This is a genomic window from Candidatus Krumholzibacteriia bacterium (assembly GCA_035649275.1).
Lineage (GTDB): Bacteria > Krumholzibacteriota > Krumholzibacteriia.
Genome location: DASRJW010000101.1, coordinates 116,794 through 136,386 on the forward strand (window position 1 = coordinate 116,794; position 19,593 = coordinate 136,386).

At 69.6% G+C, this 19,593-nt stretch carries 18 protein-coding genes; 10 read left to right on the plus strand and 8 right to left on the minus strand.

Going from position 1 to position 19,593, the window contains the following annotated elements; all coding sequences use genetic code 11:
• Positions 1 to 24: 24 nt before the first annotated feature.
• The gene (locus tag VFE28_10415; protein ID HZM16408.1) at positions 25 to 939 is read left to right on the plus strand and encodes an anion permease; all 915 of its coding nucleotides are present in this window, start codon (positions 25 to 27) and stop codon (positions 937 to 939) included.
• Here the strand turns inward: VFE28_10415 and VFE28_10420 are convergent.
• Positions 862 to 2,073: an A/G-specific adenine glycosylase gene (locus tag VFE28_10420; GenBank protein HZM16409.1), complete on the minus strand. Its 1,212-nt coding sequence runs from the start codon at positions 2,071 to 2,073 to the stop codon at positions 862 to 864. The genes VFE28_10415 and VFE28_10420 overlap by 78 nt on opposite strands.
• 132 nt (positions 2,074 to 2,205) lie before the next feature.
• On the opposite strand from VFE28_10420, the gene VFE28_10425 reads away from it, so the two are divergent.
• Positions 2,206 to 3,924: an amidohydrolase gene (locus VFE28_10425; protein HZM16410.1), complete on the plus strand. Its 1,719-nt coding sequence runs from the start codon at positions 2,206 to 2,208 to the stop codon at positions 3,922 to 3,924.
• Here the strand turns inward: VFE28_10425 and VFE28_10430 are convergent, their stop codons facing one another.
• Positions 3,925 to 4,869 carry a pyridoxal-phosphate dependent enzyme gene (locus VFE28_10430; GenBank protein HZM16411.1) on the minus strand — a complete coding sequence of 315 codons (945 nt, stop codon included), beginning with the start codon at positions 4,867 to 4,869 and terminating at the stop codon, positions 3,925 to 3,927.
• 326 nt (positions 4,870 to 5,195) lie between these two features.
• On the opposite strand from VFE28_10430, the gene VFE28_10435 reads away from it, so the two are divergent.
• From VFE28_10435 to VFE28_10465, 7 genes are all read left to right on the plus strand, one after another.
• The gene (locus VFE28_10435) at positions 5,196 to 5,585 is read left to right on the plus strand and encodes a type II secretion system protein (GenBank protein ID HZM16412.1); all 390 of its coding nucleotides are present in this window, start codon (positions 5,196 to 5,198) and stop codon (positions 5,583 to 5,585) included.
• 13 nt (positions 5,586 to 5,598) lie between these two features.
• Positions 5,599 to 8,604 carry an SdrD B-like domain-containing protein gene (locus tag VFE28_10440; protein ID HZM16413.1) on the plus strand — a complete coding sequence of 1,002 codons (3,006 nt, stop codon included), beginning with the start codon at positions 5,599 to 5,601 and terminating at the stop codon, positions 8,602 to 8,604.
• Positions 8,605 to 8,626: 22 nt separating this feature from the next.
• Complete coding sequence (locus tag VFE28_10445) at positions 8,627 to 9,895, plus strand: pilus assembly PilX N-terminal domain-containing protein (GenBank protein ID HZM16414.1); 1,269 nt, start codon at positions 8,627 to 8,629, stop codon at positions 9,893 to 9,895.
• The gene (locus VFE28_10450) at positions 9,895 to 10,374 is read left to right on the plus strand and encodes a GspH/FimT family pseudopilin (protein ID HZM16415.1); all 480 of its coding nucleotides are present in this window, start codon (positions 9,895 to 9,897) and stop codon (positions 10,372 to 10,374) included. Before VFE28_10445 ends, VFE28_10450 begins: the two co-directional genes overlap by 1 nt.
• A gap of 99 nt (positions 10,375 to 10,473) precedes the next feature.
• The gene (locus tag VFE28_10455; GenBank protein ID HZM16416.1) at positions 10,474 to 11,661 is read left to right on the plus strand and encodes a cysteine desulfurase family protein; all 1,188 of its coding nucleotides are present in this window, start codon (positions 10,474 to 10,476) and stop codon (positions 11,659 to 11,661) included.
• On the plus strand, positions 11,658 to 12,776 hold the full coding sequence (gene nadA, locus VFE28_10460; protein HZM16417.1) for a quinolinate synthase NadA: 1,119 nt from the start codon (positions 11,658 to 11,660) through the stop codon (positions 12,774 to 12,776). The genes VFE28_10455 and nadA overlap by 4 nt, the downstream gene beginning before the upstream one ends.
• 6 nt (positions 12,777 to 12,782) lie before the next feature.
• Positions 12,783 to 13,736 (plus strand): TonB family protein, encoded by a 954-nt coding sequence (locus VFE28_10465; GenBank protein HZM16418.1) that lies wholly within the window; start codon positions 12,783 to 12,785, stop codon positions 13,734 to 13,736.
• A 13-nt stretch (positions 13,737 to 13,749) separates the two neighbouring features.
• Here VFE28_10465 and trxA read toward each other — a convergent pair whose 3' ends face one another.
• The 4 genes from trxA to VFE28_10485 form a co-directional block, all read right to left on the minus strand.
• Entirely contained in the window at positions 13,750 to 14,079 is a 330-nt protein-coding gene (trxA, locus tag VFE28_10470) for a thioredoxin (protein ID HZM16419.1), read from the minus strand.
• Positions 14,080 to 14,194: 115 nt separating this feature from the next.
• Positions 14,195 to 14,857 carry a hypothetical protein gene (locus VFE28_10475; GenBank protein ID HZM16420.1) on the minus strand — a complete coding sequence of 221 codons (663 nt, stop codon included), beginning with the start codon at positions 14,855 to 14,857 and terminating at the stop codon, positions 14,195 to 14,197.
• 19 nt (positions 14,858 to 14,876) lie between these two features.
• On the minus strand, positions 14,877 to 16,130 hold the full coding sequence (locus VFE28_10480; protein ID HZM16421.1) for an adenosylhomocysteinase: 1,254 nt from the start codon (positions 16,128 to 16,130) through the stop codon (positions 14,877 to 14,879).
• A 31-nt stretch (positions 16,131 to 16,161) separates the two neighbouring features.
• Complete coding sequence (locus VFE28_10485; GenBank protein HZM16422.1) at positions 16,162 to 17,142, minus strand: metalloregulator ArsR/SmtB family transcription factor; 981 nt, start codon at positions 17,140 to 17,142, stop codon at positions 16,162 to 16,164.
• Positions 17,143 to 17,237: 95 nt separating this feature from the next.
• Between VFE28_10485 and thpR the strand changes: the two genes are divergently transcribed.
• On the plus strand, positions 17,238 to 17,825 hold the full coding sequence (gene thpR, locus VFE28_10490) for an RNA 2',3'-cyclic phosphodiesterase (protein ID HZM16423.1): 588 nt from the start codon (positions 17,238 to 17,240) through the stop codon (positions 17,823 to 17,825).
• 123 nt (positions 17,826 to 17,948) lie between these two features.
• On the opposite strand, the gene VFE28_10495 is transcribed toward thpR, so the two are convergent.
• Both VFE28_10495 and VFE28_10500 read right to left on the minus strand, forming a co-directional pair.
• Entirely contained in the window at positions 17,949 to 18,719 is a 771-nt protein-coding gene (locus VFE28_10495; GenBank protein HZM16424.1) for a hypothetical protein, read from the minus strand.
• 18 nt (positions 18,720 to 18,737) lie between these two features.
• On the minus strand, positions 18,738 to 19,529 hold the full coding sequence (locus VFE28_10500; GenBank protein HZM16425.1) for a hypothetical protein: 792 nt from the start codon (positions 19,527 to 19,529) through the stop codon (positions 18,738 to 18,740).
• Between the last annotated feature and the right edge of the window lie 64 nt (positions 19,530 to 19,593).

Here is a 19,593-nt window from a genome sequence, read left to right on the forward strand (position 1 = left end):
CAGGGAGGCTCGTGCTTGGGGGGAGTGCTGGGGGCCCTGTTCCTGGGCTGGGCGCTGGGTGCCAACGATGCCGCCAGCATCTACGGTCCCGCGGTGGCGAGCCGGGCGGTGCGCTATCGCACCGCCCTCGTGGTGGCCATGGTCTTCGTCGTCCTCGGCGCCTGCATGGGAAGCGCCCGCACCCTGCATACCGTCGGCACGCTGAGCCAGCAGACGCCGCGGAGCGCCCTCGCGATCACCGCCGCCGCGGCGCTTTCGATGACCGTCCTCGTCGTCCTCCGCTTGCCATCGAGCAGTTCGCAGGCGGTGGTGGGAGCGATCGTGGGCGGAGCCTGGGGACGCGGCGTGGCGCTGGACGCAGCCGCTCTCGGGCGCATTCTGCAGGGATGGGTGCTGACGCCGCTCGTCGCTGCTTTCTTGGGCTTCGCCGGCGCCGCCCTCTTGAGCCGTCTCGGTCGGCGGCGGCACGCCGGCTTCCTCCAGCTCGATCCGCTGGTGCGGACCGCGCTCGTCGCTCTCGGGGCCTGGTGTGCTTTCGCCCTCGGGGCCAACAACGCCGCCAACGTGAGCGGCGTGGTGGTGGCGAGCGGTGTGCTCGCCCCCTTTCCCGGGGCGGCGCTTGCCGGCGGCAGCATCGCTCTCGGCATCGCCAGCTTCGGCTGGCGTCTCGTCGATCTCGTGGGCGACAAGCTGGTGCGTTTCGAACCGCCGACGGCGCTCGTCGTCATGCTGGCGCAAGCGCTCACCGTGCACCTCTTCGCCCTCTGGGGCTTGCCGGTGTCCATGTCGCAAGCGCTGGCGGGCGGCGCCCTCGGCATCGGTCTCGCCAAGGGCGTGCGCACCCTCGGCCGGCGCGCCTTCCTACACGTGCTGCTCGGGTGGGTGGCGACGCCGCTCGCGGGCGGAGTCCTGGCCTACGCTTTCGTGCACGTACTCTAGCCAGCGGGCATCGAAGCGCGCGGCGGTACGCAGCGCCTTCCGCGTCAGCGTCGTGAGCGGCAAGCTCCGGCAGCGCTCCCGGTCGACCCAGCGCCAGTCGAGAGAGGGGAGCTCGAGGTTGGCGAGAGGTGTCGCGGCGGTGGCGGCGCGCCGTGAAGGAGGCGACGCAAGGGGCGACCCGGCGGCGGTGCCGGCGAAGAGCTCGACCTCCAGCCGGTGCGAGAGGATGGCGTGGCGGAAGCCGGACGGCTGCCGCCGCCAGGAGCGAACTTCGATGCCGCCGCGCGCCGTGACCTGGTGGCGGAACGCGGTAGCGCCGTCCCTTGCCTCGAGCCTGCCGGTCGGGAGCTCCCACCAATCGCGCAGCAAGCGGCCGCTGCTCCGGCGGACGAGGAGGAGCTTGGCTCGCTGCCGCAACAGCGCCGCGCCCAGGTGCACGACCAGGCGTGGAGGTCGAGGGCGGGAGCGGGGGAGCGCGGCGGCGAGACCGCGGGCGCGGGCCCTGCACGCCGACGCCAGCGGACAGTCGGCACAACGCGGCGCCGCCTTGGTGCAGAGGACCGCGCCCAGCTCCATCAAGGATTGGTTCGCTTCTCCCGGGCTCGAGCCCCGGGCCCAGGCGGCCGCGAGCTCCCACAACCTTTTCTGCGCCGGCGCCGCTTCCACCGGCGTGCGTTCCAGGGAAAAGCGCGCCAGGACGCGGGCAGCGTTGCCGTCGAGGCAAGGTTCGGGACTGTCGAAAGCGATGCTCGCGATGGCGCCCGCGGTGTACCGGCCGATCCCGGGGAGCCGGCGTAGCGCCGCCATGTCGTCCGGGAGCTCGCCCCCGTGTGCCGCGACCACACGCCGGGCGGCGGCGTGGAGCCGGCGGGCACGACCGTAGTAGCCGAGGCCCGACCAGGATTGGAGCACCGCATCGAGGGGGGCGGCGGCGAGCCGGGCGACATCGGGATAGCGGGCCAAAAAGCGCTCGTAGTACGGCACCACCACTTCGACCCGCGTCTGCTGCAGCATGATCTCCGACACCCAGATCGCGTAGGGATCCTGAGTCCGGCGCCAGGGGAGGTCGCGCTGGCGCCGCCGGTACCAGCGGAGCAGATTCCGTCGCGCCCGTCGGAGCGTGCCTTCGTCCACCCTCGCTGCCTCCCCGCGCTGTCTCCTCGAGACGGCGCCCTCTCGGCGGGCCGGCGCCGCGGCCGCATTCGCGCGTTGTCACCGGGCGGGCCGGCAGCGGAGAATACACCGGCGTTTCTCCCGGAGGCATGCATGCAAGCGAGAGCCACTGCGTTCGCTGGGGTCGTGGTCACCCTGCTCGCCGCCGCTTGCGCCGAACGACCGGCGCCGGCGACGCAGGTGTTCACGAACGGGAACATCTATACGCTCGCCGGCCCCGCCCCGGAGCGCGTCGAGAACGAGCCGCACGTTTCTGCCCTCGCCGTCCGCGACGGCCGCATCGTCGCTGCGGGCTCGGCCCAAGCCATGGGGCGTTACGTGGGAGACGCGACCCAGGTGGTGGATCTCGGCGGGCGCACCGCGGTGCCGGGTCTCGTGGATGCGCACGTGCACGTACAAGGTCTGGGGCGGGCGCTGAGCCAGGTGGATCTGGTGGGCACGCGGAGCTACGACGAGGTGATCGAGCGCGTTCAGAGCGGCGCCGCGGCGCTGCCGGCGGGGGAGTGGGTCCAAGGTCGCGGCTGGGATCAGAACGACTGGCCGGACACAGCCTTCCCGGAGCACGAAAAGCTCTCCGGCGCCGTGCCCGATCACCCGGTCTACCTGCGGCGGGTGGACGGCCATGCGGCGCTGCTCAACGCCACGGCTTTGCGCTTGGCCGGTATCGACGCCGCCACGCGGGACCCTGCGGGTGGGCGCATCCTGCGGCGCGCCGACGGGAAACCGACCGGTGTGCTGGTGGACCGGGCCATGGATCTCGTCACCCCGAAGATCCCGGCGCCAGACCCGGCGGAGCGTCAACGACGCTTGCGTCTGGCGCTCGCGCACGCCGCCGCTCTCGGTCTCACCGGGCTCCACGATGCGGGCATCCAGGCAGAGGATTTCGACGACTACCGCTTGCTGCTGGAACAAGGCGAGCTGCGCTTGCGTGTCTACGCGCTCCTCGACGGCACGCCGGAGCCGGGCTCGGCGACGGACTCGCTCCTCCAGCTCCTCTGCCGGGATGGCGGGCATCCCTTCGATCCGAGCGGGCACTTGGCGTTGCGCGCGGTCAAGCTCTACGCCGACGGCGCCCTCGGTTCCCGCGGCGCGGCGTTGCTCGCGCCTTACAGCGACGAGCCCGGAACGCTCGGCCTGCCGCAGCACGACGCCGCGGCGTTCCTCGAGCTGGCGCGGCCGCTGCACGCGGCGGGGTTGCAGCTGGCGACGCACGCCATCGGCGATGCCGCCAACCGCATGGTGCTCGACACCTATGAAACGTTGCAACGCGAGCTGCCCCGCCCCGACTGCCGCCACCGGGTAGAGCATGCGCAGGTGCTGGCGCCGGCCGACATCCCGCGCTTCGCGGGCTTAGGCGTCCTGCCGTCGATGCAGCCGACGCACTGCACCTCCGACATGCCCTGGGCGGGAGCGCGGCTCGGCCCGGAGCGCGAAAAGGGCGCCTACGCCTGGAGGTCGCTCCGCGCCACCGGTGCGATGATCGTCGCTGGCTCGGATGCGCCGGTGGAATCCCTGGATCCGCTCCTCGGCTTGTACGCCGCCGTCACCCGTGAGGACACGAGCGGCGCTCCCGCCGGTGGCTGGCACGCCGAGCAGCGCCTGAGCCGTTCCGAAGCGCTCCGCGCTTTCACCGCCTGGGCGGCATACGCCTCCTTCACCGAGAGCGAAGGCGGCACGCTGGAGACCGGCAAGCGCGCCGATCTCAGCGTCTTCGACCGCGACCTGCTCCGCGTCGAGCCACGGGAATTGCTGCAGGCGCGCGCCATGCTGACCGTCGTGGGTGGAGAGATCGTCTACGAGCGCCGGGAATGATCAGGGCTGCACCGCCCGCTTCCAGGTGTCCTCGTCCACGTTGCGTCCGGTGAGCACCACGCACACCGGCTCCGGCAGGCGCAGGCCGTCGAGGAGCGCCGCCACGCCCACGGCGGCCGAGCCCTCCACGCGCAACCCTTCCTGGTGCCACAACCAGCCCATGCTCTCCGCGAGGCGCGCTTCGGAAACCAGACGGATGTCGTCGACCCAGCGCTGCACGTACGGGAAGCTCTGCGCCCCGGCACCGCCTTCCAAGCCGTCGGCCAGCGTCGGCGGCCCGTGGTGCTGGAGCAGCACCTGGCCACGGCGGCGGGATTCGAACATGGCCGGTGTGGCTTCGGATTGCACCCCGACGAGGCGCACCTGCGGGCGCAGCGCTTTGATCACGCACCCGAGCCCGGCGATGAGGCCGCCGCCGCCGACCGGCACCAGCAGGCTCGCCAGCTCGGGGAGTTGCTCCAGGATCTCGAGACCGAGCGTGCCGCCATTCCCCGCCATGATCGCCGGATCGTCGAAGGAGACGTAGAGAGCGCCGGTGGACGCCGCCCAGCGCCTCGCTTCGGCTTCGGCGGCGTCGAAGCTCTCCGTGTCCACGACGGTGATCGCCGCCCCCAGCGCGGCGATGGCGTCTCGCTTCACCTGCGGGCTCGACCTAGGGACGAAGAGCCGCGGCGGGCGGCCGAGTCCGTGCAGGGCGTAGGCCATGCCGAGACCGTGGTTCCCCGCCGAAGCGGTCACCCACTCCCGGGGATCGTGGCAGACCGCTCGCAGCCCCAAGGGGCCGCGCACCTTGAAGGACCCGGTCACCTGGGCGCACTCGAGCTTGAAGTAGAGACGCTCCACGCCGAGGTGCGTCGGGTTGGCAGAGCGGCGCATGGGGGTGCGGCGGGAGCGGCGCTCCACGGCGGGCCGCAAGTGGCGCACGAGATGCAAGCTGAGATCCATGCCGGCCCTCCGGACTCGCGGCGCCGCCCAGCGTGCGCGAGCGTCGCCGCGGCCATATTGCGCACATTGCACGCTATCGCGCAAAAGCGGAGCCCGCAAGGCGGCGTGCCGCCCCAAGCGGCGCGGAAAGTGCCCGTAGCGGCGCGCCGCGCCGATCCAGACGCGGTGCGGCATATCCAGGGTTGCCGTTCTGGAGCGGCGGTGCCCTCGCGAGGGTGGCCCTGGTGCAGCGGGCACGGGACGTGCGTGGAGGCGGAGCGATGCGGTGCCGATGCCGTGGTGCGGCGTGGAGCGTCGCGTCGGAGACGGACGAAACGAGGTTCGAGATGCCGAAAAAGATCGCACACGAGGGGCGTCGCGCCGGTTTCACCATGGTCGAGGCGTTGGTGGCGCTGACGATCTTCGGCATCGGCACCATCATGCTCATGCAGCTGGCGCCGCGAGCCTCCCAGTACGCCACCCGCGCCCGGGTGATGAGCCGGGCGAACGCGCTGGCGCAGGCCAAGGTGGAAGAACTCCGCAGCCTGCCGAAGCTCCACGCCGATCTCGGTGCCGGCACCCACGACGATCCGAACAACCCCATCGAGGGCGCTTTCACTCGTTCCTGGGATGTCATCGAAGACGACCCCATCGACGGGATGCGCAAGGTCGAGGTCCAGGTGCGTGTGGTGACTTCGAGCAGTGACAGCGTCACGACACTGGTGACCTACTTCTGACGAGGGCATGACCATGAAAAAGGCACGAAGCGAACACGGTTTCACTCTCTACGAGTTCCTGGTGTCGACCATGGTCGTCGGCGTGGCCTTGCTCGCGACGATGCTGGTCACCAGCCAGATGGGAACGCAGCTGCACCACGAGCGCGGTCGCGTCTCCGGGACGGACAACGCCCGGGTGGCCCTGGACGAAGTCACGCGCATCCTGCGCTCCGCCGGCTCTCAGGCCGATATGTCCCGCGGCCAGAACCGCTTCGTCTACGCCGGGCCCTGGAGCGTCGGCCTCAACGCCAACCTCTTCCCGCTGGAAAACGACGACGCCGCCGCGGCGCCGGCGGCCCTCGATCCAGACCTGGAGAATGGCTCGGTCACCCTCGACGGGAGCACCAGCTACACGCCGCCCCGCGCTTTCGAGACCGGCGCCGAGACCATCCTGCTCACGGTGGATTCGAACCGCGACGGCAGCGTTTCCAGCGGTGACGCCGCTGACGACGAGGAAGAGGACTCGGACACGCCCAACGATCTGGTGCTCAAAGCCTTCGTCTACGGCAGCGACGGCGCCGCCAACACGGTGACCAACACAGGTTTGGCGGTGCTCCGCGGCCCCGCCGCCGACGAGGACGGCATGGTGCCGCAGCCGCTCTTCCGCTACTGGGTGGACGACGACAACGACACGGATACGCCGGCGGTCCTGCACGGCGACACCGACGCCAACGGCCAGCTCTCGCAGACCGAGATCGCCGCTCTCGACCCGGTGCCGGCCAACGACCTCGCCCTCATCGAGCGCGTCGACGTCACCGCCACCACCGAGGGGCTGCACCCGCGCAAGCAGGCCGAGTGGAACGTCCTGGAGTCCTCGGTGAGCTTCCGCAACCGGCAGACGACGGCGGCCCGAGTCATCGGCGTCGTCTTCCACGACTACAACCAGAACGGCACGCGGGAGCAGGCCGAGGTCCCCCTGGGCGGCGTCGTGGTGCGCTGCAGCAACGGCAACGCCACCAAGACCGGCGCCGACGGGCGCTACCAGTTCGTCCTCCCCCCGGGCAACTACTCCATCACCGAAATCGACCGCGTTGGCTACGTGAGCACGACGCCGAACACGGTGGCCATTGTGCCGATCCCGGGGGACTACGTGGAGCTCAACTTCGGCGACGTTTCCCAGGGCGGCACCGGCTTCATCCACGGCTTGGTCTATCACGACCAGGGCCGCAACGGTCAATTCGACAGCGGCCAGGACTGGGGGATGGCGGGGATCCGCGTCTTCCTCGACACCGGGGCCACGGTGCAGACCGATACCCTCGGGGCTTTCTCCTTCGCGGTGAGTGTCGGCAACTACACGATCACCGAGGTGGACTCGGTGGGCTACGCCTCGAGCACGCCCAATATCGTCGAGGTGAACCTGGCGGCGGATGGCGACTCCGTGCAGGTCGACTTCGGCGACTACCCGCTCCGCGCCTCCGGCGAGATCGCCGGCATCGTCTACCTGGACGCGGACAACGACGGCGTCCGGGACAACAAAGAGAACGGCATCGCCAACGTCAGCATCACGCTGGACGACGCCGACGTCACCACCACCGACGCCAGCGGCAACTTCCACTTCGTCGCCGAGGTGGGCGCGCACCAGGTCACCGAGGCCGATCCGCCCGCCCACACCTCGTCCACGGTGAACACCGTCGACGTGGACGTGGTGGAAAACCAGACGGTAAACGTCGAGTTCGGCGACATCGCCCAGCAAGACGTCAGCTTCCAGGAGATCGTCCTCTCCGAGACCGAGCGGGCCCTGTCCATCAACGCTGGCGACATGAAAGAGGACAACCGGGGCGACTTCGACATGGTCCTGGGGACCCACTACGTGGGCGGCACCAACGACATCCTCACCTGGTGGAACGAGCGCAAGACCTCGAGCACGCCCAACTCGGCCATCTTCAGCCAGACCCCGTCGTACCAGCGTGTGGTGGCGGCGGACGTGAACGCCGTGGTGGCGCGGGATCTCAACAACGATGGTGCCATGGACCTGGTCACCGGCCTCGGCACCGCCACCTCCAACCTGGCGGTGTGGATCACGCAGACGGGAACGAACGCCGGCAGGTTGCCGACGGCACCGACGCAGCGCTACACCGCCGCTCTGGCCATGTCGGTGAACGACGTCGTCTCCGGCAAGTTCGATGACGACGCCTATCCGGACCTCGCCGTCGGCACCACCTCGGGCTTCGGCACCGGCCGTGTGGAAATCTGGCACGGCCGGGGCGGCGCCAGCTTCCAGAGGTCCGACACGGACATCTACACCAGCTTCCTCATGTACTCCGGCGGCACACCGGTGAGCGAAGCGCTGGGCGAGGTCGTGACCCTGGCGGCGCACGACTTCAGCGGCGACGGCGTCGACGACATCGTCGTCGGCTGCCGTGCCAGCAGCTCCGTGAGCCATGTCTATCTGCTAGTGCACGGCGCCGCCTTCCAGGACAGCCTGCAAGGTGGTGGCGGCGCCATCATCGTGCCGATCGAGCTGCAGTATTACACTGCCGTGGACCGCTTGACGATCTCCGGCAGCATCAGCGACGTGCTGGCGCTGGACATGAAGGAAGACGGCAACAACGACACGGACATCGTCGTCGCCACTTCCACCAGCTCCACCGCCGGCAACGTGCAGGTCTGGCACAACCGCGGCGGCTACCGCTTCGGCCTCGGCACCGGCGGCCCCAGCGTCAGCCCCGACGATCAAGTGAATCCGGGTGGCGCGCCGCTCACGCTGAGCGCCGCCAAGGTGGACAATGACGTTTTCCCGGACCTCTTCGTCGGCACCCGCACCGGCACGGCTTACACCGGAGCGGTGGTGCTGTACCGGGCCTACGGCTTCCTGCCGGAAAAGGGCACGGTGATCTCCAGCTCCAGCGTCGGCGAGATCGTCACCATGGTGTCCGCCGACTTCAACAAGGACAGCGCCCCGGACTTGGCGGTGGGCTCGCGGACCTCGGTGTCCACCGGCAAGGTCGTGGTCTTCTTCAACGAGCGACAGGCGCTCTAGCTGCGCGGAAGGAGTGAGGACGATGGTGCGGGCACGTCACAGCGAGCGCGGCGCGGCTCTGGTCCTGGCTCTGGCCCTGCTCCTCGCGCTCGGCTTCGTAGGCGCGGCGCTCATCTACACCGCCGGCGGCGACCTCAAGGTTTCCGGCCAGGACCGGCGCGGCACGCAGGCGCAGTTCGCCGCCGAGGCGGGGGTGCAGGAGGCGCTCAACCGGCTGTCGCTGCGCCCAGGCACCGATGTCACCGTGAACAGCGAGACCTTCGACGCCTGCATCCGGGACACCGTCCCCGGCCTCGACCCGGATTGGGAGGTGGACGTCTATGCCCCCGGGGGCGCCACGCCGACCTCGGCCAACCCCAACGCCGGCTTCACGCCCACGGTGCAGGATCTCGCCAGCAATCCGCTCGACTACCTACGCGAGGGCCAGCTTGTCACCATCCGGCACAAGTGGCGCGATCTGAACGGCGACAGCGTGCGCGACGCCGGTGAGATCGTGCGCTACGACGCCAGCCGCATCCCGCCGGAGAACACCACCGAGGGCTCGGTGATCGAGGTCATCGAGGTGGCGGGGCACTCCACCGAGGCCAGACGCCGGCTGCGGGTCGAGGTGACCCGCTTTCCCTTCACCCCCAACCTCCTCGCCGCGCTCAACTGCAACACCGGCGCCGACCTGCGAGGCACCGTGAACGTCTGCGGCCACAACCACCGGATCGACACGCCGGAGAACTCGAATCTGGAGTCGGTCCCGCCGTGCTCGGCTTTCGACGAGGGCTACGACGATCTGCCGGCGGTGATGACCACCGGAGATCCAGTGCTGACGGGCGGCTCCACCAACCTCGAGGGGGTGCCTGCGGCCATGGACACGGTGAGTACCAATCCCTTCTACAGCCTGGCCGAGGCGCTCGGCGTCACCCAGGACGTGGTGGACATGATCCTTGCCGATCCGGATCACACCTCGTCCAGGGACGGCAACCCGCTCGAGGGCATCACCTACATCGCAGGCGACGCCACCGGCGGGGAGAAATTCAACAGCACGAGCGGCGAGGGGCTCCTCTACGTGAAGGGCGACCTGGACATCTCGGGCGGCTTCTGGTGGCGCGGCCTCGTCTACGTCGAGGGCGACATCAAGATCACCGGCAACGCCTGGGTCCTGGGCGCAATCATGTGTCAGGGCAAAAGCGAATACGGCATCGGCGGCGGCAATCCGACTGTCCTCTACAGCCGCGACGCCATCCGGCTGGCTCTGGAGCTCGCCTTCGACTACATCGTCATCTCCTGGAAGGAGCTGTGATGCGCGCAGGGGACCGCCGGGGCTTCTCGCTGCCCGAGCTCATGGTCGGGGTGGTCATCATCGGCATCGTGCTCGCGGCTTCGATCCCGAACTTCAACTCCTACCGCGAGTCGCAGCGCATGTCTTCGGCCTGCGATCGTCTGTCCGCGGCCTGCCGCGAGGGCCGGGCGCGGGCGCGGGCGCGGAACCACCAGATCGTGCTCGACTACCGCACGGACGACAACGAGATGGCCTTCATCGACGACGCCAACGACAACGGCGTCGCCGACGTCGGCGAGGCCGTGGAAGTCTACGCGCTGCCCGAGGGCGTCACCATGTCCGCCACCACCTTCACCAACGACCAGCTCATCTTCAACGGTCGCGGGAACGCCGTCGGCGGCGGCAGCGTCACCCTCATCGCCGGGGACCACGTCGATCCCCGCGCCGTCCGCGTTTCCGCCGGGACCGGCGAGGTGCGGGTGGTGCCCCTCGGCAACTGACGCCGAGGCCCCCAATCCCTTGTCCCCCAGCCGCCCCGGCCCCGCCGACAGGGGGCCGCGAAAACGTTATATTGGGCCGACGGCCGAACCGGGAGCCCCATGCAGCTGCCGATCTACATGGACTGTCACGCCACCACGCCGCTCGATCCGGCGGTCCTGGAGGCCATGCTGCCCTATCTGAAGGAGCACTTCGGCAACGCCGCGAGCCGCTCCCATTCCTTCGGCTGGGTGGCGGCGCGGGCGGTGGAGCAGGCCCGGTCCCAGGTGGCGGCGCTCCTTGGCGCCGAGCCGCGGGAGATCGTCTTCACCAGCGGCGCCACCGAATCGCTGCACCTGGCGCTGCGCGGCGCCCTCGGGGCGCGCCGGGAGCGCGGCCGGCACGTGGTGACCACCGCCATCGAGCACAAGGCGGTTCTCGGCCTGCTGGCGGCCCTCGAGGCCGAGGGTTGGGAAACGACGGTGGTGGGCGTGGGTGCAGACGGACTCGTGACGCCCGAGGCCATCCAGGAAGCGCTGCGCGACGACACCGTGCTCGTCTGCGTCATGGCGGCGAACAACGAGATCGGCACGCTGCAGCCGCTGGCGGCGATCGGGGCCCTCACCCGCGCGCGCGGCATCCTCTTCTGCACCGACGCGGCCCAAGCGGTGGGCAAGGTGCCGCTCGCGGTCGAGAAGCTGCAGGTGGATCTCCTGGCGCTTTCGGCGCACAAGCTCTACGGCCCGAAGGGGGTGGGAGCCCTGTACGTCCGCCGCCGGGGGGTGCGTCTCGCTCCCGCTTCGCCGGGGGGCGGCCAGGAGCGCGGCCTTAGGTCGGGAACGCAGAACGTCCCCGGCATCGTCGGCCTCGGCCAGGCCTGCGAGCGCGCCCAAGCGGAGCTCGAGAGCGAAGCCGCTCGCCTGCTCCAGCTGCGCGAGCGCTTGCGCCAAGGTTTGCAGAGCGCGCTTCCCGACGTCCGGCTGAACGGCGCCCTGGCGCCGCGCTTGCCCGGAAACCTGAACCTGAGCTTCGCCGGCGTGCAGGGGGAAGCGCTGCTCATGCAGCTCAACGACGTGGCGGTCTCGCCCGGAGCGGCCTGCGACAGCCAGAACAGCGAACCCTCTCACGTGCTCCGCGCCATCGGCGTGCCCGACGATCTGGGGCGGAGCTCGCTCCGCTTCGGCCTCGGGCGCTTCAACACCGAGGAAGAAGTGGACTACGTGCTGCGCAAGGTCGTGACCGTGGTGCAGCGGCTGCGCGGCGCCTCGCCGCTCTACGCGCCAGGCGCGCTCCAAGGAGGCGTGGCATGAGCTCGAGCCGCACGCTCCCGCTCGCGCCCGTGGCGGAGGAGCACGACAGCGTCACGGCGCTGGCGCCGGAGGAGATCGCGGCGCGCACCGCGGCGGCGAAGAAAGCCCTCGGCAGCGAGCTCCTCGTCCTCGGTCACCACTATCAGCGCGACGCGGTGATCCGCTTCGCCGATCGCACCGGCGACTCTTTCGCCCTGGCGCGACAGGCGGCCGAGGCCCGCGGCGTGCGCTGGGTGGTGTTCTGCGGCGTCCACTTCATGGCGGAAACGGCGGACATGCTGACACCGCCGGAGGTGACGGTGCTCCTGCCGGACCGGAACGCCGGCTGCTCCATGGCGGACATGGCGGACATCGATCAGGTGGAGACTTGCTGGGAAGAGTTCCAGGAAGTGTGCGACGCCACCCTCGTCCCCGTGACCTACATGAACTCTACCGCCGCCATCAAGGCCTTCACCGGCCGCCATGGAGGCGCCGTCTGCACCTCGTCGAATGCCCTAGGCGTGATGCGCTGGGCCCTCGAGCAGGGTGACAAGATCCTCTTCCTTCCCGACCAGCACTTGGGGCGCAACACCGCTTTCTTCCAGCTCGGTCTCGGTCTGGACGAGATGCTGCTCTGGGATCAGAGCCAGGAGCGGGGCGGCCACAGCGCCGAGGCGCTGCGCCGGGCCCGGATCCTGCTCTGGAAAGGTCACTGCAGCGTGCACATGAACTTCCAGCCCGAGCACGTGGAACTGGCGCGGCAGGCCGATCCGAAAGTCCGCGTCCTGGTGCACCCGGAGTGCAGCTTCGCGGTGGTGGAGAAGGCGGATCTGGTGGGCTCGACGGACTTCATCATCCGCACGGTGGAAGCGAGCCCGCCCGGCTCCTCCTGGGTCATCGGCACCGAGCACAACCTGGTGGCGCGCTTGGCGGCGCAACACCCGGAACAGCGCCTCCGCACGCTCTCGCCCTTCGCTTGCCAGTGCAGCACCATGTATCGCATCGATCCCATCGATCTGATGCGCACGCTGGAAGGCATCCCACACGGCGAGCAGCGCTGGCCGGTGCAGGTCGCGCCGGAGATCGCCGTCGAGGCGCGCCTGGCGCTGGACCGCATGCTCGCCATCCCGAGGTGACCGGCGGTGCGCGGCTCCTCCGGGCTCGCGGTGCTGGTGGCGCTTCTCGCCGCCGCCGCGGCGGCACAGGACAAACCTCCGGACCCGGCTTCTCCCGCCAAACCTTGGGTGGGGCGCCAGAAGCCCCCTGACGATCCCCTCGCTCCCTGGCCGCTCGAGAACGAGCCCGGCAGCGAAGCACCGCTGCCGCTGCCGGCGACGCCGTTGGACACCTTGAGCGCGGGAGTGGAAGCGCCGCTGGTGCACGGTGAAGTGGACAGCACCGACGTGGTCGAGGTGGTGCATTGCCGGCAGATCCTGGTGGGTGACCCGGCGCGCGTCCCGCACTTGCAGCGTTTGCTCGAGCAAGGCGTTCCCCTGGAGCAAGCGCTCAAGCAGCTCGGCATCAGCGGGGTGGAAGAAAGCCGGCGCGAATATGCGCTCGACGAGCTCGAACCGCGCATCCAGGCGGAGATCGCCGCACTTCCCGACAGCGGCTGGAGCGGGCCACGGCCGTGGCGCGGCCGCACCGCTTTCTACCAGGTGCTGCAACGGGAGGAACGCCTGCGGCACACGGTGCCCAGGCTGGGGCAGAACCTGGATCAAGACGAGAAGAACCGCTTGGCCACCCAGTTCCGCTCCCCGGAGCGGAGCCAGCAGCAGGGCGCCGCGGCGGACGCCGACCTCCAACCTGCCGCGGTGCTGGAGCAGGTGCAGGCGCAGTATCCACCCGGGGCGAACGAATCCGGCGAGGTGACCGTGGCGGTCGAAGTGGGCCGGGTGGGGGAAGTGTTGGGGGTGCGGGTGGAGAGTTCGACGGCGCGCATCTTCGAGGATCCGGCCCTCGCGGCGGCGCGGGATTCCAAGTATCGCCCGGCGGCGCGGGCCGGCATCGCCGAGCCCGGCACCGTTCGCCTCACCTACAAGTTCGCCGCACCGCAAGCCCCCGGAACGCCGGCCTCGGGGACGCCATCGCCCTGAAGCGGCCGCGGCTTCAGCCCAGGTGCTTTTCCACCATGTCGACGAAGAGGCGCTTCGGCACGGCACCCACCGTTTGATCGACGATCTTGCCGTTCTTGAACAAGAGCACCGTGGGGATGCCGGTGATGTTGAAGCGCATCGGCACCTGCGGGTTGGCGTCCACGTCCATCTTCATGACCTTGAGCCGGCCGGCGAATTCCTTCGCCAAGTCCTCGACGATCGGGGCAATGGCGCGACAGGGGCTGCACCAGGTGGCCCAGAAATCCACCAGGGTGGGGAGGTCGGCGTCTTCGACCTCGGCCTTGAAGTTGGTGTCCGTCGCGGTCCCCACGAGCTGGCTCATCGTCACTCCTCCAGAGAGATGGCGCGGTGCTGGGCGGGCGCAGCGGGGCACGTCGCCGCGCCGTCCCGAGAACGTTCGAAGATAGGGGAAGCCGCCAGGGGCCGCAACGGCGGGGTCAGCGCTCCGCCACCTCCGCAGTCACGCTGGCAGGGGCGACCTCGATGTCGCTCAGCTCCTCGATGGTCCAGGCGCCGTGCACCCGGCGCGCGTGTACCCGCATGTCCTGACGGGAGTGCTGCCCGCGCAGGCGGAGCGCGAAGGTGGCCGTGCCCGCCTCGGCCTGCTCGCCGCGGCGCGCCACGCCGCGGATGTCGACGCGTACCGGTTCGCCGAGGGTATGACGGAGCTGCGCGTCGTTCAGCACCAGGACGGAGGCGAGCTGCTCGGCGTCGCTGCCGCCGATGCTGGGGCGAAGCATGGATGCGGCCCAGAGGGCCGCAACGAGTGCCACGCTGGTGGCGCTCAAGCGGAGCATCAGACCGGCGCGGCTCGGCGTGTAGGAACCCACCTGCCCGCGCCGGGCTGGCGCCGACCTGCGGCCAGTCCGACGCAGGCAGAGCACCCAGGTCCCCGGCGTCTTGCCGAAGAGCAAGAAGCGGAGAAGCAGCCAGGCAAGGCAGCCGAAGAAGAAGGTCTCCTTCCACACCGTGACCGGCACCTTGCCGAGCCACGGCCGCAGGGCCACCAGGGCGAGCACGGTGAGCACGGCGTCGATGGCGAAGGCGAGGACGCGCAACGCCATCGGCACCGGGAAAACCTGCTGTGCGCTTGTCTGCATGCGCACCCTCCGCTGCACTTCAGGTGCCCGCGGCGTAGTCCGTGGCGTAGCGCTCCTGCTCCGCCGTCAGGCTATCGATCGCCATGCCCATGGTTTCCAGCTTCAGGCGGGCGATCTCCTCGTCCTGCGCCGCGGGAATATCATACACCTTGTGCTCCAGCTCCGTCCCTTCACGGGCGAGTCGCACCATGGAGAGGAACTGGTTGGCGAAAGACATGTCCATCACTTCCGACGGATGGCCCTCGGCGGCAGCCAGGTTCACCAGGCGTCCCTTGGCGAGCACGTAGATGCGCCGGCCGTCCTGCAGGGTGTACTCCTCGTTGTTCGGGCGCACCTCGCGGACGCTGCGGGCCAGCGCCGCCAGATCCTTCAGGTTGAGCTCCACGTCGTAGTGCCCGGTGTTGCAGACCACGGCGCCATCCTTCATCACCGCGAAGTGCTGCTTCTGGATGACGTCCTTCATCCCGGTGGCGGTGATGAAGACGTCACCGATGCGGGCCGCTTCCTCCATGGGGAGCACGCTGAAGCCGGAGAGTGCCGCCTTCAACGCCGCGATGGGACGCACCTCGGTGACGATGACCCGGGCCCCCATGCCCTGGGCGCGGAGCGCCACGCCACGCCCGCAGTGGCCGAAGCCGGCGATGACGAAGTTCTTTCCCGCCAGCAGGATGCTGGTGGCGCGCAGGATGCCGTCGACCGACGACTGGCCGGTGCCGAAGACGTTGTCGAAATCCCACTTCGTCTCCGCGTCGTTCACCGCGATCACCGGGTAGAGGAGCGCTCCGTCCCGGGCCATGGCCCGCAGCCGCTGCACCCCCGTGGTGGTCTCCTCGGTGCCGCCGCGCAGCTTCGCCGCCAGGTCCTTGCGTTCGTGGTGCACGGTGAAGATGAGATCGGCGCCGTCGTCCAAGGTCATGGTGGGCTCCAGCCCCAGGGTCTGGCGGATGCACCAGTAGAACTCGTCGGTGTTCATACCGTGCCAGGCGAAGATCGAGGTGCCCTCGGCGGCCAGCGCCGCCGCCACGTCGTCTTGCGTCGACAGCGGGTTGCAGCCGCTCCACGACAGCTCGGCACCGGCGGCGCGCAGCGTGCGCACCAGCACCGCGGTCTCCTTGGTGACGTGCAAGCAGCCGGCGATGCGCATCCCCTGCAACGGCTTGCTCTCCTGCGCGCGCCGGCGCAGTGCCATGAGCACGGGCATGCGGGACTCGGCCCATTCGATGCGGCGCCGGCCGAGATCGGCGAGCGCCGGATTGGCGATCTTCGTTTGCATCGTTTCTCCTCAGCGTTGCAGCGGTCGAGACTTAGGAACCTTCTGTGTTCGTCACCCGCGCTTCCGGCAACCCGGGCCGGCGCGCCCAAAGGACGAAGAGATCAGGCAGCTGCCGCGCGGCGCCGGCGCGCCGCCGCTGGAGCCGGGTGGCGTCGAGGCAGTCGAGGCCGGCAGCACGGCACCAGCGCTCCACCTGCGGCTCCGGGAAGCCGAGCCAGGCATGGGCGAGCTCGCTGCGCATCCATTCCTCGCCGTGCTCCACGAGATCGCTCACCACCACCGCGCCGCCAGGGCGCACGACGCGAGCGAATTCCTCCAGCACCGCCGCCGGGCTCGGGGCGTGGTGCAATGCCAGAGCCGAGCACACCGCGTCCACGGAAGCATCCGGGAGCGGCATGCGGGCGATGTCGGCGCACACGAGTCGCACCGATGCCAGCTCCGCCGCGGCGATCCGGCGCCGGGCCAGGGCGAGCATCTCCGGAGCGCGGTCCACCCCGACGAGCCGCCGCGCTGTTCCGGCCAGCACCGGGAGAAGCGCCCCGGTCCCGGTGCCGGCGTCGACGAGGTCGAGGGTGCGCCGCAGCACCCCGCCCAGGAGACGCAGGTGCAGGCCTTCGATTTCGAGCCCAGCACGCAGGCCATCCCATTCCGGCGCCATGCGGGCGTAGAAGTCGCGGCTCCGCGCCGCCCGCGCCTCGAGGCAGCGCTCGAGCCGCTGCATCTCCTCGCTGGCGATCGCACCCTCGCGCAGCCGATGCTGCACTGCCTGACCGAGACCACCTGCCCCGAGTGCGGGGCCGTCCCGATCCAGGCCATAGAAGGTCCAGCCGCCCTCGCGGCGCCGGCGCAGGAGACCGGAGCGGAAGAGGACTCCCAGATGGCGCGACACCGTGGGCTGGGCCAGTCCCAGGATCTCCACCAGCTCCTGCACCCGGAGCTCATTGCCCTCGAGGAGCCTCAAGAGCTTGAGCCGGATGGGATCTGCGAGGGCCCGGAACAGGCCCGCAAGCACTGGAGCCTTATCCATACGGATATACGTATACGGATATTTTCTGCTCCTGTCAAGGGAGCGAAGCGCTCTCGAGGCTTTGAGGGTAGGATCCCAGGATGCGACTCTTCGTCGCCCTGCTCCTCGAGCCGGGGCTCCTCGACAGCCTGGCTTCCTTCCAGCGCCGGCAGCAAAAGGCCGATACCTCAGGAAGCGTCCGCTGGGTGCATCCCGAGGGGATTCATCTCACCCTCAAGTTCCTCGGCGAGGTCCCGTCGTCGCGCCTGCCCGAGATCGTTCGGGCCTTGGATAGCGCCCTCCGCGAGCGTCAGGCCCCCGTCCTCGGCCTCGGTTCGACTGGTGCTTTCCCCAACGCGAAACACCCGCGAGTCCTTTGGGTCGGCATCGACGACACGGGAACGGCGCTCGGCGAGATCGTGGGTGCAGTGGAGGAGGCGATGGCGGGCCTCGGATGGGAACGGGAAGGGCGAGCCTTTCAGGCCCATCTCACCCTGGGCCGGGTGCGCGAGACCGCACCTCCGGGAGCCTCGGGCGGACCGGGCCCCGCCTTCGTCGCCACCCGACTTCCCCCGGTAGAGGCGCAGCGACACCCGCGGGTGGCGCTGATGCAGAGCCACCTCGGCCCCGGCGGAGCTCGCTACGAATCCCTCCACGTCTGGGAGCTCGGCTCTGCACCGTTCGCGTGACAGCTGCATGCGACTGGCACACACCTTCGCGCGCCCCTCCGCAGTGGGAGCGTCGATCGTTCGTCGCTTCGACCCGGAGGATGGACGCCGGTGTTGCAGCGTCGAACGGCTGCAACGGGAGCTTCAAGGCGTCCGATAAAGGGACTTGATCTGGCCCCAGGGGAGCGCCGTCACCGCGAGCACCGGCTCCAGGTGCAGGACGAACCCCCAGTCGAGGGGTGGCGAGAGCGGATCGGCGGGATCGTAGGCCGGCGCCATCCAGGTCTCGCCTCCGTCGATGCTGAAGAAATCGCAGTCCTGGTCGGGAGCCTCCGTGTCCACGTCGATGCCCGGTCCGTTGCCCACTCCGAGCAGCTGTCCGCCCTCGGGAAAGCGAAGGACGACGAGGAGTGCCGCCACCCCACCCGCGGGGAGCACCACGTTCGCCGCCGAAAGATCCACGAACACCCAGCTCGTGTCGGAGCCGCTCTGCACTGGCCCAGCCTGCAGCGCCGCCAGCTCAGCCGGTCCGGGCAGCGGAATCGTGCTCCCCGTGACCAGGAGAGCCCCAGCGGCCGGGAAGATCGTCGCCCCGTCGTTGCTGCGGAAGCCGAAGCCCAAGAGGCGATGCGGCAGCGTGAGGTTCGGGCGAATGGCCTGCAAGAGATAGTGCGAGGCGTGAGAGGTGCAATCGCCTGGCTGCGGCGGGTCGAAGGTGACGAAGCAGCCGGGGTTGATGGCCGGGGCGAGACGCGGGGATTCGAAGCAGGCGAAGGTCGTGTCGTGGGGAACTTCGACCGGTGTTCCCAGGAGCGGGGAAGCGAGCGGGAAGCGCCGCGGTTCCGCCGTCGCCGCGGTCACCAGCGCCCAGCAAAGGCTCGGCACGAGGAGGCGCGGCAGGAAGCTTGGGCACATGGAGGCGTCCGTCCGGCCTCAGGGCGTCTTGAAGAGATTCTTCACCTGCGACCAGGTGATGGACTCCACCGGGAGGACCGGTTCCATGAGGAGGACGAAGCCCCAGTCGAGGGGCTCGCAGGTCGGGTCCGTGGGAGAGCAGACCGATTCGAACCAGATGGTACCGCCATCGAGCGTGAAGATGTCGCACTCCTGCTCGGGATAATCGGCATCGGCGGCGATTCCAGGGCCCACGCCTACCGCCGTCAGGTCGCCGCCCTGCGGGAACTGCAGCGCCAACACGAGCGCCGTGTTCGCCCCGGGTTGCACGAGGAGGTTTTGCGCTTCGATATCGACGAACACGAGCGAAGTGTCGCCGAAGGTCTCGACCATTTTCACCGGTAAGTCCGCGAGCTCCGCGGGGCTCGGGAAGCGCACCTGTCCCTGGACAATAGGAAGTTGGAGCACACCCGCCGACGGGAACACCGTGTCGTCGTCGTTGCTCAAGAAGCCGAAGCCGATGACCTTGTGCGTCACCGTGACGTCGGGAAACAAGTACTGCACCATGAAATGACTCGAAGCGGAAACACAGTCGGCGGTGTGCGGCGGATCCAGTGTCTCGAAGCACCCGGGATTGAGGAGGGCTGTGAGGTAGCCCTCGAAGCAGGCGAGCGTACTGTCGGTCTGCAACAAGGCGTGGGGAGAAGCGAGCTGGGCCCGGGATTGCAGCTGCGCCGGGCGCAACGGCGCGCCGGTGATCTCCACCGCGCCCGACTGGAGGACGAGGCCCGAGAGCAGACCCCAGGTGAGAACGAGAACCATGCGACGCATGCGTGCACCCTCCTTGCTTTTCAGAGTATTCGGCGCCCCGATCGACACCGTCAAGGGTTGGGGT

Coding starts and splice junctions, on each gene's coding strand:
- VFE28_10425 (HZM16410.1), top strand. CDS start 2,206: ATGCAAGCGAGAGCCACTGCGTTCGCTGGGGTCGTGGTCACCCTGCTC.
- VFE28_10430 (HZM16411.1), bottom strand. CDS start 4,869: ATGGATCTCAGCTTGCATCTCGTGCGCCACTTGCGGCCCGCCGTGGAG.
- VFE28_10435 (HZM16412.1), top strand. CDS start 5,196: ATGCCGAAAAAGATCGCACACGAGGGGCGTCGCGCCGGTTTCACCATG.
- VFE28_10440 (HZM16413.1), top strand. CDS start 5,599: ATGAAAAAGGCACGAAGCGAACACGGTTTCACTCTCTACGAGTTCCTG.
- VFE28_10445 (HZM16414.1), top strand. CDS start 8,627: ATGGTGCGGGCACGTCACAGCGAGCGCGGCGCGGCTCTGGTCCTGGCT.
- VFE28_10450 (HZM16415.1), top strand. CDS start 9,895: ATGCGCGCAGGGGACCGCCGGGGCTTCTCGCTGCCCGAGCTCATGGTC.
- VFE28_10455 (HZM16416.1), top strand. CDS start 10,474: ATGCAGCTGCCGATCTACATGGACTGTCACGCCACCACGCCGCTCGAT.
- nadA (HZM16417.1), top strand. CDS start 11,658: ATGAGCTCGAGCCGCACGCTCCCGCTCGCGCCCGTGGCGGAGGAGCAC.
- trxA (HZM16419.1), bottom strand. CDS start 14,079: ATGAGCCAGCTCGTGGGGACCGCGACGGACACCAACTTCAAGGCCGAG.
- VFE28_10475 (HZM16420.1), bottom strand. CDS start 14,857: ATGCAGACAAGCGCACAGCAGGTTTTCCCGGTGCCGATGGCGTTGCGC.
- VFE28_10480 (HZM16421.1), bottom strand. CDS start 16,130: ATGCAAACGAAGATCGCCAATCCGGCGCTCGCCGATCTCGGCCGGCGC.
- thpR (HZM16423.1), top strand. CDS start 17,238: ATGCGACTCTTCGTCGCCCTGCTCCTCGAGCCGGGGCTCCTCGACAGC.
- VFE28_10495 (HZM16424.1), bottom strand. CDS start 18,719: ATGTGCCCAAGCTTCCTGCCGCGCCTCCTCGTGCCGAGCCTTTGCTGG.
- VFE28_10500 (HZM16425.1), bottom strand. CDS start 19,529: ATGCGTCGCATGGTTCTCGTTCTCACCTGGGGTCTGCTCTCGGGCCTC.